Consider the following 15,352-nt stretch of genomic DNA (forward strand, 5'->3'; position numbering starts at 1 on the left):
GTGCTATACACTTTTCACAGCAACTCGACAGCGTGTGCCACTACTTAGGGGCCGGTGTGGGATCGCTCGCCCACCCGCGGACCGTCCGTCAGCGGGTGCGTACCTCGGGCACCTGCGCGAACCCCCGCGAGCAGGCACCCGAGGCAACTGCATGACTTTGAGTGCTCGGAACCGAAGGAGCTTTGCTCAGGACTTCTGGGCGCGGTAGAGACCGCGGCCGGCCCGGCGCACGCGGGAGGTGCCGACCAGTCGGTCGAGCGTGCTGCGCACCGCATTGATGCTCCCGGAGTCGGTGTCTCGGCCGAGCGCCGCGGCCACGTCGCGCGCGCGGACCTCCGCGTCACCGACGCCGGCGAAGTACTCCAGGATCTGTTCAGTGAGTGCGCCGTAGCCGCGCTGTTCGTCGGCCTCCGCACGCGAGGAGGGCGTCGGCTTCTCCTTCTGCGGGGGCGCCTCCTGTCGCGGTGCGGACTGCTTCCGCGTCGTGCGGGCGAGCGCGACGGCCGGAGTGTCGGCCTTCGCCTGTTCGGGTTGCTCGGCGGAGCGGTGGCCGGACGGCTCGGCCATCAGGACCGTCAGGGCGCTCAGGGCGCGCTGGACGGAGTCGAGGTGGGCGGCCACGGCAGCCAGTTCCCTCTCCAGTGCCCGCTTCTGAATCTCCAGGCGGGCGAGGTCCTCCTGGAGGCTCTCCGCAGTGACCTCAATCTCATGCGCTGCGCGAGTTGCCGAGACCATGTCTTCCTCTCATCCTCAACCCTCCGTGCCGCGCCTCGCTGAAGTCAGCCGCGGTGCCGCTCGGCTCGGACCCGGGGATGTATGTGGGTGCATTGTATGTCACAGCGTACGAGTTCCGAACCCGGAAGATGTAAAAGATGGTGGTGGGAGGCCATCGTCGAATGAGGTGCCTGCCACTGTCTTCAGCCTTTGGTGAGCGGCACCTCAGCGGTGTGGACAGGGTGCGGACCGCTCGGGCCGTTCGTGACGGGACTCCGGGCCGGGGAGGGTGGGATCGGCCGTGGTCGGCGGTTCCTCGGGCGTTCGGCCGGATTCCCCTCGGGGCTGCTCGCGAAGGCGGCGCAGTCGCTCCGCCGATCGTTCGATGCGGGTGCTGACGTCGTCGATCGCTTCTTGAAGGATGCGGATCCGCGCCTCGAGAAGGGCCGCTTCCGCGGTCAGAAAGACGCCGACGGCACGCGGATCGAGGTCCTGGCCCATGCGGTGTCCTCATTTCTCCTGTGTGGCGGCCCGGTTCCAGTGGCGGAGCTTGTCAGGGTTGAGGACCGCCCAGATCTGCACGACGTGGTCACCCGCGACGTCGAGACTGATGACCGCGGCGACCTCGTCGCCGTAGCGCACCACTATCCCGGTGCGGCCGTTGACGGACTGGCAGTGCAGTGTGGTGCCGGGGCGCCCGGCCAGGAGGGTCAGCAGGCTGCGGGTGACGCGCCGTGCGCCGTGGACGGGCCGGGTCAGGGTTCTGACCTTGCCGCCTCCGTCGAAGAACACGGTGGCGTCCGGTGCCAGGAGGGACCTCAGGCGCTCGGGTCTCTCCGCCACGCAGGCCCGGCGGACCGCTCGCGCCACACGGTCGTGCTGCTGCGGTCTAGTGGGATGTGCCCACCTGGTCCGAAGGCTGTGCCGGCCCCGGGCGGCGAGTTCGCCGCATTCCTGTTCCGTCTGTCCGACAATGGCGGCGACCGTTCCCGGAGCCATCCCGAACACGTCGTTGAGGACGAATGCGGCCCGCTCGGCCGGTGCCAGCGTGTCCAGCGCATCGAGAAGGGCCTGGCTCACCTCTTCGTCCAGGTCATGAGAGGGCGCCGCGCCGACCGGGCCCGGGTGCGACCGCCCGGTCGGCGCCAAGCGCTCCAGACAGATGCCGCCGACGGTCTCCACCAGCCAGGACCGGGGTTCGGCGATCTGGGTCCTGTGGTCGTCGGACAGGCCGTACCAGCGCCGGTAGGCCTCCGCCACGACGTCGTCGGCGTCCCGGCTCCGGCCCAGCATCCAGTAGGCCACGTTGAGCAGCCGCCGTCGCTCGTCGAGCAGTTCCACGATCGGCACCGTCTCGTCGTCCTGTTCCCGGTCCATCTGGCACCGCCCCTTCGCACAGCACCCGACAAGGCGGTGCCACCCCTGATTCCGGCCGATGTCCGCCGCGGCTCCCGGGAAAGGGCAGTCCGCTTTCGTCCGGCGGGTCGTACGGATGCACTGCTGACCGGACAGGGACAGACCATGTGACACGGTTCCCGGTCGTACGCAGCGGCACCTCCCCGTGCTCCGGCGAGCCGCGGTCACCTTCGCAGTGGTCGTCAGGGCAGTCGAGGGGTACGTCGGGATCGGACAGGCCCGCGTCCGCCACGGAGGCACCGGACTCGACCAGGGCGCGGACGGAACCGATGGCGTTCCACGCGCACCTACAGCCCCGCGGCCTCGGCGAGCCGGACGTTGGGGGTGATGCCGATGCCCACCACCACGGCGTCGGCAGGCAGTCGGGTTCCGTCGGCGAGCTGGACGCCGTCGGCGCGGGTGCCGTCACCGGTGATGCGCTCGACGGCGGCGTGGGGCCGCAGGACCACCCCTTGATCCCGGTGCAGGTCGGCGAAGACCTCGGCCGCCTCCCGGCCGAGTACGTTCAGCAACGGCAGCTCGGAGTGCTCCAGGATGGTCACCAGTGCCCCGGCCGTCCGGGCCGCCGCGGCGGTCTCCAAGCCGATCCAGCCGCCGCCGACGACCACGATCCGGGCCCCGGGGGGTGAAGGCGGCCTTGAGCCGCTCGCTGTCTCCCACGCGGCGCTGGTACAGCGCTTGTCCACGTCCGCCCCGGGCACCGTCAGCCGGCGGGGAGACGATCCGGTCGCCAGGAGCAGTTTGGTGTAGGACATCCGGCGTCCGCCGGTGAGCTCGACCTGGCGGGTGTGTGCGTCGACGGCCGTCACACGCGTTCCGGTCATCAGGTCGACGTCGTGCTCGCGGTACCAGTTCTCGGGATGCACGAATATGGACTCGCGGTCCTCCTTGCCCAGCAGGTACCCCTTGGACAGCGGCGGTCGGATGCAGGGGCGCTCCGCACTGCGCCGAGGGCGCGGACGACGTCCGTGTTCCACGACTGTGGCCGAGTCGGTCCGCAGATCCGCGCCTCTCGTCGCTTGCCGGCGCGGGCTAGCGTCCGGTGCCCTGCGCCCAGTGCGCTTCGAGGGCGGCGGCCACCTCCGCGGGCCGCTCCAGCACCGTCCAGTGGTTGCAGTCGAGATGGAGGACGCGGGTGGCGCGCAGGGCGGCGCCGAGTTCGTCGCCGAACTCGATCTGGCAGGCCGGGTCGCGCTCGCCCCAGAACACCAGCGCGGGTGCGGTGACGTTCGACAGGGCCGGTTCCCACTCCGTCCCCATGGTCACGGCCGACCGGTACAGCCGCAGGATGCTGTCCTTCATCGTGCCGTCGACGTGCCGGACCATCTCCTCCACCGGTTCGGCGGGCGCGTCGAAGCCGTTCACCAGGTCCTTCGCGAAGGACTCAGGGTCCAGTTCGGCCATGAACCGCTCGCCGGCGACGAGGTCCTGCCAGGTTTCGGCCAGCGGGTGCCAGACGTAGCGGGAGCTGATGGGTCCGTTGCCACCGGCCCAGGTGCGCACCAGGTCGGGGCGGAGGGAGGCGACGCGGGCGGTGAGGATGCAGCCCCAGTCGTGACCGACCAGGTCCACGGGCTCGCCGACGCGCTCGAGGCGTTCGACGAGCCAGTCGACGTACTCCTCCTTGCTGGAGCCGAAGCCGGTGGGGCGGGGGGTGCCGAATCCGGGCAGGTCCCAGGCCTCGACGTCGGAGCGGGTCAGGTGAAGGCGTACGCCGTTCCACACGCGGTGGGTGTCGGGAACGCCGTGGATGAGGATGGCGGGCATGGTCGGTACATCCCTCGTGATAGGGGCCGCGGCGGGCCGAGACGACGCGCATCATGTGCTGCGTCGTTTGCACCCAACATAGTGGCACACAGTGTCACGCACTCCATCGCAGGCCGGCGCCGGACCTGTCACGTGGGGGGTGTGCTCGCCTTCGTCCCGTTCGCCCGCGCATCCGACGAGTGCGCCCTCCGGAGAGGCCTGCGCCGTCCGTGCCGAGTTCTACGACGTGCTGCAAAGGGAGGCCGATGCCGCGCACGTGCGGCGACTGTACGGAGAATCGGTGGGCAACGCGCGGGTCGGTGCGCTGGACATCGCACGGGCATCGGCCGTGTCACCCCGCGGGGTCTCACCGGGTCCGGCGTCAGCGTGCACGCCGTCGAGCCCGCGCGGTCCATGCGCGCCGCCCTGATGACCCGGCTCGCGTCCTTGCCCGCCGACGTGCGCGAGCGGATCACCGTCCACCCCTGCACCTCCCGGAGACCGGCCTGCCCGGTGTCGCGGGTGTCGCGGTCTGCCGCAACCCCCCGTGCCTCGATCGTTCCTCGCGCCGACGGGTCCACCCCGCCGTCACCGAAGCGCTCCGTCCCGGCGGCTCGTTTCCCCTCGGCACGCTGTGACGCACAGAACGCCTTCCCGGCGGCGGGCCCGGTGTCACACGCGCGGGCCCTCACCTGTCTCTCCTTCTGCGGACCTTGCCCGGGACTCCTCGGCTGCGGTCCGCTCCACCATCGGCAGGCACACGGCGACGGCTCGCAACGACTGATCGTCGTGACCAGCGACCGCAAGGACCCACATATGTCGACCGTCGTCCCGTACCCAGCGCTGACAGGTGTCTACACCGTCGACCCGGCACACAGCACCATCGGCTTCTCCGTCCGGCACGCCATGATCGCGAACGTGCGTGGGCGCTTCGGCGCGTTCGAGGGGCTGGTCAAGCTGGACGGGTACCAACTCAGCCGCTCCGAGGCCTACTTGAGCGTCCAGACCGGCAGTATCGACACCAGCAGTCCTGACCGGGACATCCATCTCGCGGGTCCGGACTTCCTCGACGCCGCCACCTATCCGCTGATGGTCTTCCGCTCCGCCAGCCTCGCCGACCGCGGAGACGGCCAGTTCCGTCTGATGGGCCACCTCAGGATCAAGGACGTCGAACTCCCTCTCCACATCCACCTCGCCTTCGACAGGGCCACGCAGGACGAGAGCGGAGACCATCGTGTCGGCTTCTCCGGCACCGCTCTGGTGCGCCGCTCCGACTGGGGGCTGGGCGGGAACACGCCCGACGAAAGCGGCGGCGTCCTCATCAGCGACAAGGTCAGGCTCGACTTCGACATCTCCGCCGTCCGCCTCTCCCGGTCGTATGCCGCCTGACCCACCCACGCCACAACACCGACCGCGCCGCGCGGTCCCGCCGGCACAGATGCCGGTGACCACAGGTCGGTCCGCAACCGCGGCCGAACCGTACGCACGAAACCCAGGTGAGACTCCCGATGAATCATCAAGACCCCACAAGCCAGACCCGGTTCCGCTCGATCACGACGGTGGAGGGCCTGCGAGAGCACCTGCAGTGGGCCATCGAGCTGGAACACGCCACGCTGCCGCCCTACCTCACAGCTCTCTACTCCCTCGACCCCGACCGGAACGCCCACGCCGTCGAAGTGGTCAGCAGCGTGTTCGTCGAGGAGATGATCCACCTCGCGCTGGTGGCGAACCTCCTGAACGCGGTCGGCGGGCAACCTCGCGTCGACACCCCGCGGATACTGTCGCCGCATCCGCGGCCCATGCCGCACGCCGACCCGTCCATGCAGCTGTCCCTGCTGCCGTTCGGTCAGGAGGCGCTCACCATGTTCCTCCGCCTCGAACAACCCGCTCACCCGGGCGACCCGGCCGAGGGCGACGCCTACATGACGATCGGCCAGTTCTACGACGCGATCGAGAAGGGCCTGCGACACCTGTGCGCCGAACTCGGCGAGGAACAGGTCTTCGCCGGTGATCCGGCCCGCCAGGTGGCCGCCGGCCCCTTCGGGCACACCGGCGGGCGGCTGAGCCCAGTCACCGACCTCGCCTCGGCGCTCTCCGCCCTGGAGGAGATCGTGGAGCAGGGCGAGGGTGCGGCGCGCGTCGACGTGTGGGACGGGGACATGGACATGTTCCACCCGCAGACCAAGGCGGTCTCGCACTACTACCGCTTCCAGGAGCTCGCACAGGGCCGGCGCTACCAGCCGGGGGACACACCGGAGACAGGGCCCACCGGCGAGACGCTCACCGTCGACCCCGCCGGGGTGCGCCCGATGCGGCCCAACCCGCGGCTGGAGGACCATCCGGAGGGCAGCGCGATCCGCACGGCGCAGGAGACGTTCAACATCGCGTACGGCAAGCTGCTGCAGCTCCTGGAGCAGGCGTTCAACGGCAATCCCGCGATGCTCGGGGTGTCGGTGGGCACGATGTACGCGCTCAAGGGGCAGGCACAGAGCCTGATGTCGATGCCCGACGGCGAGGGCCTGACCGCGGGCCCGACCTTCGACTACGTCGCTCCGGAAGACCGCGGCTGACCCCCGCACACATGGTGGCCCCCTGGACCAACGGTCCAGGGGGCCACCATGTGTGCGGGGGTCAGGGGGGGGCGGAGCCCGCACGCCCCCTGACCCCCGGCACCGGTGGGTCAGCGCACGGTCCGAGCGGCTGCCTCGATCACCCTGGCGACGTCCGCGGGGTGGGAGACACTCACGGCGTGTGAAGCTCGTACGCGCGTGATGTGGGCGTGTGCGCGCTGTGCCATGAAGATCTGGGCCTGGGCCGGGATGTTGCGGTCCTGGGTGGCGACCACGGCCCAGGACGGGATGTTCTTCCAGCCGGGCTCGGAGGCGTCGTCCGCCAGCGCGGCATGGGTGATCGGGCGCTGCGTGACGGCCATGAGGTCCGTGGTGTTGCGGGGGACGTCAGCGGCGAACTGCTGGTGGAACTTGCTCGGTTCGATGGTCAGGTCCGCGTCCCGGGAGCCGTCCGGCAGGGTGACCGGCACGGAGCGCAGAGCGTCACCGAGGGTGCTGCCGGGGAACTTGCCCGACAACTCCACCGCGCTCTCTCCCTTTTCGGGGAGGAAGGCGGCGACGAACACCAGGGCCTTGACGTTGCCGGCGTTGTGGGCGGCGTCGCTGATCACCGATCCGCCGTAGGAGTGTCCGGCCAGAACCACCGGGCCGTCGATGGCGGCCAGGACCTCCTTCAGGTAGGAGGCGTCGTCGCTGAGCCCGCGCAGCGGGTTGGCCGCGGCGACGACGGGGTAGCCCTCGTGCCGCAGCCTCCTGATGACGCCGTTCCAGCTGGTGGAATCGGCGAACGCGCCATGCACGAGCACCACCGTGGGCTTCTTCTCGCCGTCCGGTACGGATGTGGTTCTGTCCGCGTGGGCGGGAGCGACCGCCGTGGCGATGAGGGCAGTGGCGACGGAGGCGGTGGCCAGCAGGAACAGCGGGGTGCGGGCCCGCTGGTAGGTGGAACTGCGGTTCATGGGAGGCCCTTTCGGGAAACAGTGTGCTATCACGTTCAAGGACCGTGTGTGTGTCGCAGGTGTGACACTTTATGTTTCTTGGTCCATTTCGCCGGTGGAGTGATGTTCGCCGGTGATTTCGTCGTACTCCTGGACGGTGGGCTTGAAGATCTGTGTCCCCTCGCCGTAGAAGCCGCGGCTGAGCCGCGCGCGCAGCCGTCGCGCCCTGCCGCTCGCGTGGCCGTCTGCGTCGCGTTGTCCCGGGTCGAGGGGCCGGTACTGCTCGTGTGCCGTGAGGGCGTGGAGTTCGTAGGGGTCGAGGGGCTGGTGCACCTCGACGTACTCGCCGTGTGGCAGGCGCTTGATGACGCCTGTCTCGCGGCCGTGCAGGACTTTGTCGCGATCGCGGCGTTGCAGACCCAAGGCGATGCGCTTGGTCAGGAGGAAGAGGACGACCGGTACGACGAACAGGGCGATGCGGACTGTCCAGGTGATCGTGTCGACCGACATGTGGAAGGTCACGGCGATGATGTCGTTCGCGGCTCCGAGCAGAGCCACCAGGTAGACGCCGAGCCATGCCACGCCGAACGCGGTGCGCACGGGCCGGTTGCGTGGCCGTTCCAGGAGGTGGTGTTCGCGGTCGTCGTCGGTGACCCAGGCCTCGATGAACGGGTAGGCGCCCATGACGAGGAACAGGCCGAAGCCGGCGAGGAGAGGGATCAGATTGTCCAAGGCCAGAGTGTGGCCCCAGAAGTTCACCTCCCACCCGGGCATGACACGCAGCAGCCCGTCGGCGATGCCCATGTACCAGTCGGGCTGGGATCCCGCGGAGACCTGATCGGCGCGATAGGGGCCGAACTCCCAGACCGGGTTGATCTGGGCGATCGCGGCGAGGGTGAAGACGACCCCGGCGACCATGCAGAAATAGCCACCCGCCTTGACCACGTACACCTGCATGGGCAGGCCGACCACGTTTCGCTCCGTGCGGCCGGGTCCCGGGTACTGGGTGTGCCGGTGCCGGTGCCCGAGGAAGGCGTTGAAGGCGACGAGCGCCAGCATCAGCGCCGGAATGACCAGGACATGGATCACGTGGAAGCGGGGCACCAGGTCGTGCCCGGGGAACTCGCCGCCGAACAGGAACGTCGACAGGTAGGTGCCGACGACCGGTACCGACAGAAGTGTCCCGTTCACCACGGCGAGCCCGGTCCCCGACAAGAGGTCGCCGGGGAGGTCGTAGCCGGTCAGACCACCGAACATGCCGAGGACGAGCAGGCCGAAACCGGCCATCCAGTTCAGCTCGCGCGGCTTGCGGAAGGCGCCGGTGAAGAACTCACGCATCAGGTGGGCCAGCAGGGCGGCGACAAAGATCAGTGCCGCCCAGTGGTGGGCCTGACGGATGAGCAGGCCGCCGCGTACGTCGAAGGAGATGTGCATCGTCGAGTCGAACGCCTCGGACACCAACTGGCCGCGCAGCGGAGCGTAACCGCCTTCGTAGACGACCTCGTTCGACGACGGATGGAAGTAGAACGTCAGATACACGCCGGTGACGACCAGGACGACGAAGCTGTAGAGACAGATCTCGCGCAGCAGGAACGACCAGTGCTCCGGACGGGCCCTGCGTGCGCCGGTCGTGGGGGTATGCCCGATGCCCATCCGTGTTCTCGCCCAGTCGGCGATCTTGTCACCGCTGCGGCTGCCCGCCGTAGTGACCGGTTCGATTGCGTCGCTCACGTCATTACCACCATCAACACATCACCGGGAGCGCCTTGCGGCCGGGTCTGCGCAACGAAACGGTGCATGGCGACGAGCTGCCGCACCGGGGTTCGTTGCCCTCACCAGAAGGGACCGAGAAAGTGGTGAAGGTGTGACATGACCGCAAGTGAGGATCAAGCCGAGGTTGTCCGCGTCAGGACGCCTTCGCACCGGCCCGCTCGACGTCCTTACGTGCCGACCGTCGTCGCGTCGCGCGGCGCTCGCTCTCCGTCGTGCCGCCCCAGACGCCCTCGACCTGCCCGACGTCCAGCGCCCACTGCAGACACCGTTCCCGCACGGGGCACCGGGCGCACACGGCCTTCGCCTCGTCGATCTGGACCAGCGTCAGACCCGCGGTGCCGATGGGGAAGAACAGGTCGGGGTCGACATCCTGGCAGGCCGCTCTCTCACGCCAACTCATGGCAGCGTCTCCTTACTCGTCGAGGATGCCTCTCATGTATCTGACCGTCCGAAGGGAGTTCCTGTGACATTCCATGGCGGAGAGCAACGGTGTGAAATAGAGTGTGACAACAGACACAATGTCTTGAGCGGGGCTCCGGGCCGTCGCACCATCTGTGAGTTGTGAACGCCACACAGGGCCCGAGGCCCCTACCCAGCCCAGCCGTCGATCCCCGGGACCCCCTCTCCCCGGGCACCCACACCCTCGTCGTCCAGCACGGCACGGCCGCCGTCGACCAGCGCTACCACGTCGCCGGAACCGGCCCGGTGTGCGTCGCCCACTCCGGAGGGCCGGGCATCGGCTGGGAGTACCTGCGCCTGCTCGAGCTGGAGCGCAGCATGACCGTCGTCTACCTCGAGCCGGTCGGCACGGGCGAGTCCGGCCGGCTGGCCGACCCACGCGACTACACCCTCGCCACCTACACCCACTTCCTGCACGCGGTGATCGAGCACCTGGGCCTCGCCAAGGTGGCCCTCCTGGGCCACTCCCACGGCGGCTTCGTCGCGCAGCGCTACGCCCTCGACCACCCCGAGCACCTGGCGTCCCTCGTCCTGTACGACACCTCACCGGTGACGGGAGAGGAGTTCTGGGCGGCCGCCGTGACCAACATGCGGACCTTCGTCCAGCGGCACGCCGACGAGCGGCCGGAAGTGGCCACCTACGTCGCGGGTCTCACCACGCGACTCGACCAGACCGACGACGAGGGCGCGACGAAGGTGCTGCGCACCATCTCGCCCGCCTACTTCCACGACTACTGGGGCCGCGAGGAGGAGTTCGCCGCGGGGCGGGCGTCCCTGCGGATGTTCGCGGCACCGGCTTGGGGGGTGGAGCCCCCGTTCGACGTCCGCGAGGAACTACCCCGGCTCACCGTCCCGACCCTGGTCCTGGTCGGCGGGGACGACTTCATCTGCGGGCCGCACTGGGCGCACATGATGCACCAGCTCCTTCCCAGCGCCCGGCTGGTGATCCTGCAGGAGACCGGCCACCTCGGGCACATCGAGCGTCCCGAGAAGTTCACGGCGGCAGTGCGCGACTTCCTCAACGGATGACCGCGCGGGCGCCGCTCTCGCCGACGAGGAAACGCCACAGGAGGGGATCGGCCTCCTGGGAGCCGAGATCGCGGACCGCGTCCCGGACGACCTGTTCGTAGCGGGACGCGGTACGGCACAGCGCGGCGTGCCCGGCCGAGGTGAGCAGCACCTGCACGCCGCGCCGGTCGTGGCCGACGGCGCTCGAAATGATCAGGCCCTGTCGGCGCAGGCGTGCCATCAACCTGCTCGTGGCGGACTGACTCAGGCCGAGCCCGTCGGCCACATCCCCGACCCGCACGGGTTCGGCGCCGGCGTCCGCGGCACAGCTTCCTCCCACGTAACGCAGGGCCTGTACTTCACTCAACCCGAACCCGGTCTCCTTGCGCAGCCGCCGCTCCACCGTCCCCTGCAACCGGCGGTGGAGGCGGTCGAGGGCGTCCCACCGGTCGGTCGCGCAGGAATGCGTGCGATCGTCGGCACAGTCGGCGCGCACCTCGCACACCACGTCCCCGTGCGACGTGCCGGTCACGCGGTGGCCCGGTAGGAAGGCGCGCCGTCGCGTGCGGCCGTCCCCTCGCCGGAGTACGGCGCGTCCTGGCCGGTCAGCACGTGCTCCAGGCGGTCGAGGTCTCCTGTGCGGGCGGCGGTGAAGATCGCCTGAACGAGCCGCCGATGGGTGGCCGCGTCCACGTGCTGCCGGTGCCGCCGGTTGTTCAGTCTGTCCTGCGCGCGGGAGACCTGCTGCCGTGCGTTCGCCACGGACAGGCCGAGCAGGTCGCCGATCTGGTCGTAGGAATAGCCGAACGCCTCGCGCAGCACGTACGCCGCGCGCTGGTTGGGGGTCAGGGTCTGCAGAAGCAGCAGGACGGCATGCTCCACCGAGTCCTTGCGTTCGGCGAGGACCTCCGGCGTCATCCCGGTGTCCGTGGACTCCGGCAGCCAGGGGGTGGCACTGGACTCACGGCGTCTGCGTGCCGACTGCAGCACGTTGATGGCGAGCCGGACGGTCGTCGTGCGGAGCAGAGCACCGGGGTCGGCGACGACGGTGCGGTCCGTGCCCTGCCAGCGCAGCCACGCCTCCTGGATGACGTCCTCTGCTTCGCCGGGATCTCGGAGGATCCGGTTGGCGATCCTGAGCAGTCCTGGCCGGACGCGGCCGAACACGAAGACCGCGTCGTTGAGTTCCACGGGCGCGGCAGTGATGGTCACCGTCACCGACTGCGGACTCTGCCGGGTTGCGATCACAGATGTCTCCACGATCGGCTCCTTTGTTGGCTGGGGATCGGCGGCTTCCCTCGCCGCCGACACCAACTTCGCGCCGACAAGGGCACTGCCGCGCCCCTGATTGACCGTGGGGCACCCCGTGGTCGTACCGTGGCCGCCACGTGGCCAGGGCCTCCCACCCCCTGGCCCGCAGGCCCTCGGGGTCTGCCACCCCCTGGCCCCGGATGCTCTCGGGGCCTGCCACCCCCTTGGCCCCGGATGCTCTCGGGGCCTGCCACCTCCTTGGCCCCGGGGGCGTCCGGGGCCTGCCACCCCCTGGCCCCGGACGCCCCCGGGGCCTGCCCCCGGGCCCCCACGCCCCTGGGGCGCGCCCCCCGGCCCCCGCGCCTTGGCCCCTGGCCGGGGCCGGGCCTCAAGGGGACCGGACCTCTGCAGGACCTGCCCCGGACGGTCCGGAGCCACGGCATGGCCAGGGGAGTTCGTGGGCGCACTGCGAGGCGGGGAGGCCGCCTGTGCGGCCCGCGCGGGCTCCCGACCGGGCGCGGCAGGCGGATCGCACCCCCGCCGACGGCTCCGCCCCCGGGGGTCAGGCGGGGGTCGCCGCCCCGCCCGGCAGCACGGCGCCCAGCTGCTTGCGGGACCGGATCCCGAGCTTCGTGAACACCTTCCGCAAATGCCACTCGATGGTGTGCGGGCTGAGGAACAGCTGCGCGCCGATCTCGAGGTTGGTCAGCCCTTCGCCGGCCAGCCGGGCGATCTGGGCCTCCTGAGGCGTGAGCGCCTCGTCGGTGCCGGTGTCTCGCCTGCGCACCGTCTCCCCGGCGGCCTCCAGCTCCCGGCGGGCGCGCTCGGCGAAGGCCTCCGCGCCGGCCCGGTCGAGGATCTCGTGGGCACGGGCCAGCTGGTCCCGGGCCTCGGCGCGGCGGTTCTCGCGGCTCAGCCATTCGCCGTACAGCAGCCGGGTGCGTGCGAGCGCCGTTCGCACCGGGGTGCTCTCCAGCCGGGCGATCGCCTCCCGGTACAGGGCGTCGGCCGTGTCCCCCTCACTGATCAGGGCACGCGCCGCCGCGGAAGTGCCCGTCGCCCAGGCCGTGCCACTGGCCTGGCAGATGGTCGCGAGGCGGTCGGCGGCCTCGGCGGCGAGGTCCCGCTGCCCGCTGCGGGCCGCCGCCTCCACCAGCTCGACCAGGGAGGAGAGGGCGAGCCCCAGTTCCTGCGGGTGCTCGCAGCCCTTGGCGGCGGCGGCGCAGGCCTCCTCGTGTCGCCCGAGGCCGTTGTACAGCACGGCCAGCGCCCACTGGGGAGCTGTGAGCGCCTTTCCCTCGCCGCTGAGGGTCCGGTCGCCGGTGATCGTCCCGATCGCCCGCAGCGTCTCGGTCTCGCGGCCGCGCCAGGGTTCGATCACCAGTGCCCCGTAGTGCGCGAGGAAGTGGCTGCCGGTGGCCTCGCCGATTGTCACCGCTTCCGCGGCGAGCGAGTCCGCGTCGTCCAGATCACCGGCGAAGACCCGGTTCGCCAGCCGCAGCAGGAGCGCCGAGGGGAGCACGGACAGTGTTCCCGTCTCCCGTGCCAGACCGACGAGCTTGGCCGACAGGGTGCTCCAGCTGTCGAAGTCCCACACGTTGTGGGCCATGCGGCAGGCGAACGGGAGCCAGCCCAGCGACTGTTCCACCGTGAAGCCGGCGCACCGCAGTGTGTTCAGTGCGCGGCGCAGAATCGGGGCGCCCGCCGCGTAGCCGTCCGTGGTGGCCAAGGCCAGGCCGTCGAGGAAGAGGTCGGTGGGTCCGGGGTGAGCCGTCGGGGGCGCGGTGCGTGCGGCCCGGGCGACCTCATCGAGGCCGGGGCCGCTGGACACACGACCCGCGGTGAGGGCCGCGTAGAACGCGTCCCGGTAGGTCTCGCGCGCGATGCCGGCGTCGAGCGGCTCGAACTCCCGGGCCGCCGTGAGCAGCAGCGGCACAGTGGCACCGGCACTGCGGGATCCGAAGGTGATCCGCCCACGCAGCAGGCTGGCCTGGGCGTGTTGCAGATCGTCGAGCGCCCCCATCTCGGCCACGTTCAGCAGCTCGAGCGCGGCGTCGAAAGCTCCGGCGAGGTACTTGGCCCGGGCCGCTGCCAGCGCTCTGCTGCGGCGGCGGGAGGGATCAGGTGTCAGCTCGGCCGCTCGTTCCAGGAAGGCCGCCGACGCGGCGATGCCGCCACGCGCCTGCGCGCGGTCGGCCGAGCGGGCCAGTTCGTCCGCCACGGCCTCGTCGGGCTCCGCGGTGGCGCGGGCCAGGTGCCAGGCGCGGCGGTCGGGGTCGGACCGCGCGTCCGTGGCCTCGGCCAGGGCTCGGTGCGCCTCCCGGCGCTCGGCCGGTCCCGCCGCGCGGTAGACGGCCGAGCGCACCAACGGGTGCCGGAACTGGACCCGTGTGCGCACTTCCAGCAGGTTCGCGGCCACCGCGGGGGAGGCCTCGCCCATGGACACGCCGAGTATGTCGGCGGCGCGGCGGAGCAGTGAGACATCGCCGACGGGCTCGGCCGCCGCGAGCAGCAGCAGCCGCCGCGTCGGCGGGGGCAGTTCCTCGACGCGCAGGCTGAAGTTGTGCTCGAGCCTGCCGACGAGTGGCCCCATCGACGGTGCGGCGTAGCCGCCCGCGAGTTCGGCCGCGGAGGCGCTGCGGGGCAGTTCCAGCAGGGCCAGCGGATTGCCGCGCGCCTCGGCGAGAATCCTGCTGCGGACCGGTTCGTCGAACCGGCCGGGAAGCACCGAGGCCAGCAGGGCGCGGGCGTCGGGCTCGCTCAGCCCACCGAGGGTGAGCTCGGGCAGCCCTTGCAGGGCGCGTTCCCCGTCCGCCTCGCGTACAGCGAAGATCAGCCCCACGCGCTCCGCCATCAGACGCCGGGCGACGAACCCGACGATCTGGGCCGAGACGCGGTCGAGCCACTGCACGTCATCGACGAGACAGATCAGAGGCGTCTCCTCAGCGACGTCGGCGAGCAGGCTGAGGACCGCCAGCCCCACGAGGAACCGGTCCGGGGGAGTGCCCGCGCTGAGCCCGAAGGCGGTCTCCAGGGCCGTCCGCTGCGGATCGGGGAGGTGCCCGAGGCGATCCAGGAAGGGCGCGCACAGCTGGTGCAGACCCCCGAAAGCCAGCTCCATCTCCGCCTCGACACCCGCCGCGCGCACCACGGTGCAGCCCTCGGCGGTCTCGGCCATGTACTCCAGCAGGGCGGACTTGCCGATACCGGCCTCACCGCGCAGCACGAGCACCGCGCTGTGACCGTCGCGCACCTTGGCCAGCTGCCGGTCCAGCACCGCTCGCTCGCTCTGCCGGCCGTGCAGGAAGCCCGGATTCTTGCCTTTCATGAACACCCCCGGCTGCGAGCGTATAGATCTGGTCTGCGGCCACACAACTCATCTGCGCTGGTCACCCGGTGGGTGAGACGCAGGGCAGTGGCGCCGTGCCGGGCCGTGGTGGAGCCGCCGGGCCGGACGGCGTGTGTTGCCGGACGGTC

The 15,352-nt window shown here is 70.7% G+C and carries 14 protein-coding genes; 3 read left to right on the top strand and 11 right to left on the bottom strand.

Annotated features, from left to right (window positions below; all coding sequences use genetic code 11):
• Positions 1 to 186: 186 nt before the first annotated feature.
• The 5 genes from BLW82_RS38120 to BLW82_RS38140 all read right to left on the bottom strand — a co-directional run bounded on the left by BLW82_RS38120 (position 187) and on the right by BLW82_RS38140 (position 3,897).
• Entirely contained in the window at positions 187 to 735 is a 549-nt protein-coding gene (locus tag BLW82_RS38120; protein ID WP_093506354.1) for a hypothetical protein, read from the bottom strand.
• 204 nt (positions 736 to 939) lie between these two features.
• Entirely contained in the window at positions 940 to 1,215 is a 276-nt protein-coding gene (locus BLW82_RS38125) for a hypothetical protein (RefSeq protein WP_177233199.1), read from the bottom strand.
• Positions 1,216 to 1,224: 9 nt separating this feature from the next.
• Positions 1,225 to 2,091 (bottom strand): sigma factor, encoded by an 867-nt coding sequence (locus BLW82_RS38130; RefSeq protein ID WP_093506356.1) that lies wholly within the window; start codon positions 2,089 to 2,091, stop codon positions 1,225 to 1,227.
• Positions 2,092 to 2,417: 326 nt separating this feature from the next.
• Positions 2,418 to 3,107, bottom strand: a complete 690-nt coding sequence (locus BLW82_RS38135) for an NAD(P)/FAD-dependent oxidoreductase (protein WP_256216093.1) — start codon at positions 3,105 to 3,107, stop codon at positions 2,418 to 2,420.
• Positions 3,108 to 3,162: 55 nt separating this feature from the next.
• Positions 3,163 to 3,897 carry an alpha/beta fold hydrolase gene (locus BLW82_RS38140; protein ID WP_093506358.1) on the bottom strand — a complete coding sequence of 245 codons (735 nt, stop codon included), beginning with the start codon at positions 3,895 to 3,897 and terminating at the stop codon, positions 3,163 to 3,165.
• Between the two features lie 795 nt (positions 3,898 to 4,692).
• Here BLW82_RS38140 and BLW82_RS38145 point away from each other — a divergent pair.
• On the top strand, positions 4,693 to 5,265 hold the full coding sequence (locus BLW82_RS38145) for a YceI family protein (RefSeq protein ID WP_093506360.1): 573 nt from the start codon (positions 4,693 to 4,695) through the stop codon (positions 5,263 to 5,265).
• Positions 5,266 to 5,384: 119 nt separating this feature from the next.
• Entirely contained in the window at positions 5,385 to 6,446 is a 1,062-nt protein-coding gene (locus BLW82_RS38150; RefSeq protein WP_093506362.1) for a ferritin-like domain-containing protein, read from the top strand.
• 110 nt (positions 6,447 to 6,556) lie between these two features.
• Here the strand turns inward: BLW82_RS38150 and BLW82_RS38155 are convergent, their stop codons facing one another.
• The 3 genes from BLW82_RS38155 to BLW82_RS38165 all read right to left on the bottom strand — a co-directional run bounded on the left by BLW82_RS38155 (position 6,557) and on the right by BLW82_RS38165 (position 9,557).
• The gene (locus BLW82_RS38155) at positions 6,557 to 7,405 is read right to left on the bottom strand and encodes an alpha/beta fold hydrolase (RefSeq protein ID WP_093506364.1); all 849 of its coding nucleotides are present in this window, start codon (positions 7,403 to 7,405) and stop codon (positions 6,557 to 6,559) included.
• Positions 7,406 to 7,474: 69 nt separating this feature from the next.
• Complete coding sequence (locus tag BLW82_RS38160) at positions 7,475 to 9,037, bottom strand: cytochrome bc1 complex cytochrome b subunit (protein WP_093508489.1); 1,563 nt, start codon at positions 9,035 to 9,037, stop codon at positions 7,475 to 7,477.
• 253 nt (positions 9,038 to 9,290) lie between these two features.
• Positions 9,291 to 9,557, bottom strand: a complete 267-nt coding sequence (locus tag BLW82_RS38165) for a WhiB family transcriptional regulator (protein WP_093506366.1) — start codon at positions 9,555 to 9,557, stop codon at positions 9,291 to 9,293.
• Between the two features lie 161 nt (positions 9,558 to 9,718).
• Here BLW82_RS38165 and BLW82_RS38170 point away from each other — a divergent pair, with 161 nt between their 5' ends.
• Complete coding sequence (locus BLW82_RS38170) at positions 9,719 to 10,645, top strand: alpha/beta fold hydrolase (protein ID WP_093506368.1); 927 nt, start codon at positions 9,719 to 9,721, stop codon at positions 10,643 to 10,645.
• Here BLW82_RS38170 and BLW82_RS38175 read toward each other — a convergent pair.
• From BLW82_RS38175 to BLW82_RS38185, 3 genes are all read right to left on the bottom strand, one after another.
• Positions 10,635 to 11,156 (bottom strand): MarR family winged helix-turn-helix transcriptional regulator, encoded by a 522-nt coding sequence (locus BLW82_RS38175; RefSeq protein ID WP_093506370.1) that lies wholly within the window; start codon positions 11,154 to 11,156, stop codon positions 10,635 to 10,637. The genes BLW82_RS38170 and BLW82_RS38175 overlap by 11 nt on opposite strands.
• On the bottom strand, positions 11,153 to 11,884 hold the full coding sequence (locus tag BLW82_RS38180) for a sigma-70 family RNA polymerase sigma factor (protein ID WP_177233200.1): 732 nt from the start codon (positions 11,882 to 11,884) through the stop codon (positions 11,153 to 11,155). The genes BLW82_RS38175 and BLW82_RS38180 overlap by 4 nt, the downstream gene beginning before the upstream one ends.
• A 553-nt stretch (positions 11,885 to 12,437) precedes the next feature.
• Positions 12,438 to 15,203 (bottom strand): ATP-binding protein, encoded by a 2,766-nt coding sequence (locus BLW82_RS38185; RefSeq protein WP_093508490.1) that lies wholly within the window; start codon positions 15,201 to 15,203, stop codon positions 12,438 to 12,440.
• Positions 15,204 to 15,352 lie beyond the last annotated feature (149 nt).

It is taken from the genome of Streptomyces sp. Ag109_O5-10 (assembly GCF_900105755.1).
GTDB lineage: Bacteria > Actinomycetota > Actinomycetes > Streptomycetales > Streptomycetaceae > Streptomyces.

Bases quoted from the DNA above. Each gene is read 5' to 3' on its own strand.
- BLW82_RS38120 (WP_093506354.1), bottom strand. From the start codon at position 735: ATGGTCTCGGCAACTCGCGCAGCGCATGAGATTGAGGTCACTGCGGAG.
- BLW82_RS38125 (WP_177233199.1), bottom strand. From the start codon at position 1,215: ATGGGCCAGGACCTCGATCCGCGTGCCGTCGGCGTCTTTCTGACCGCG.
- BLW82_RS38130 (WP_093506356.1), bottom strand. From the start codon at position 2,091: ATGGACCGGGAACAGGACGACGAGACGGTGCCGATCGTGGAACTGCTC.
- BLW82_RS38140 (WP_093506358.1), bottom strand. From the start codon at position 3,897: ATGCCCGCCATCCTCATCCACGGCGTTCCCGACACCCACCGCGTGTGG.
- BLW82_RS38145 (WP_093506360.1), top strand. From the start codon at position 4,693: ATGTCGACCGTCGTCCCGTACCCAGCGCTGACAGGTGTCTACACCGTC.
- BLW82_RS38150 (WP_093506362.1), top strand. From the start codon at position 5,385: ATGAATCATCAAGACCCCACAAGCCAGACCCGGTTCCGCTCGATCACG.
- BLW82_RS38155 (WP_093506364.1), bottom strand. From the start codon at position 7,405: ATGAACCGCAGTTCCACCTACCAGCGGGCCCGCACCCCGCTGTTCCTG.
- BLW82_RS38160 (WP_093508489.1), bottom strand. From the start codon at position 9,037: ATGGGCATCGGGCATACCCCCACGACCGGCGCACGCAGGGCCCGTCCG.
- BLW82_RS38165 (WP_093506366.1), bottom strand. From the start codon at position 9,557: ATGAGTTGGCGTGAGAGAGCGGCCTGCCAGGATGTCGACCCCGACCTG.
- BLW82_RS38185 (WP_093508490.1), bottom strand. From the start codon at position 15,203: ATGAAAGGCAAGAATCCGGGCTTCCTGCACGGCCGGCAGAGCGAGCGA.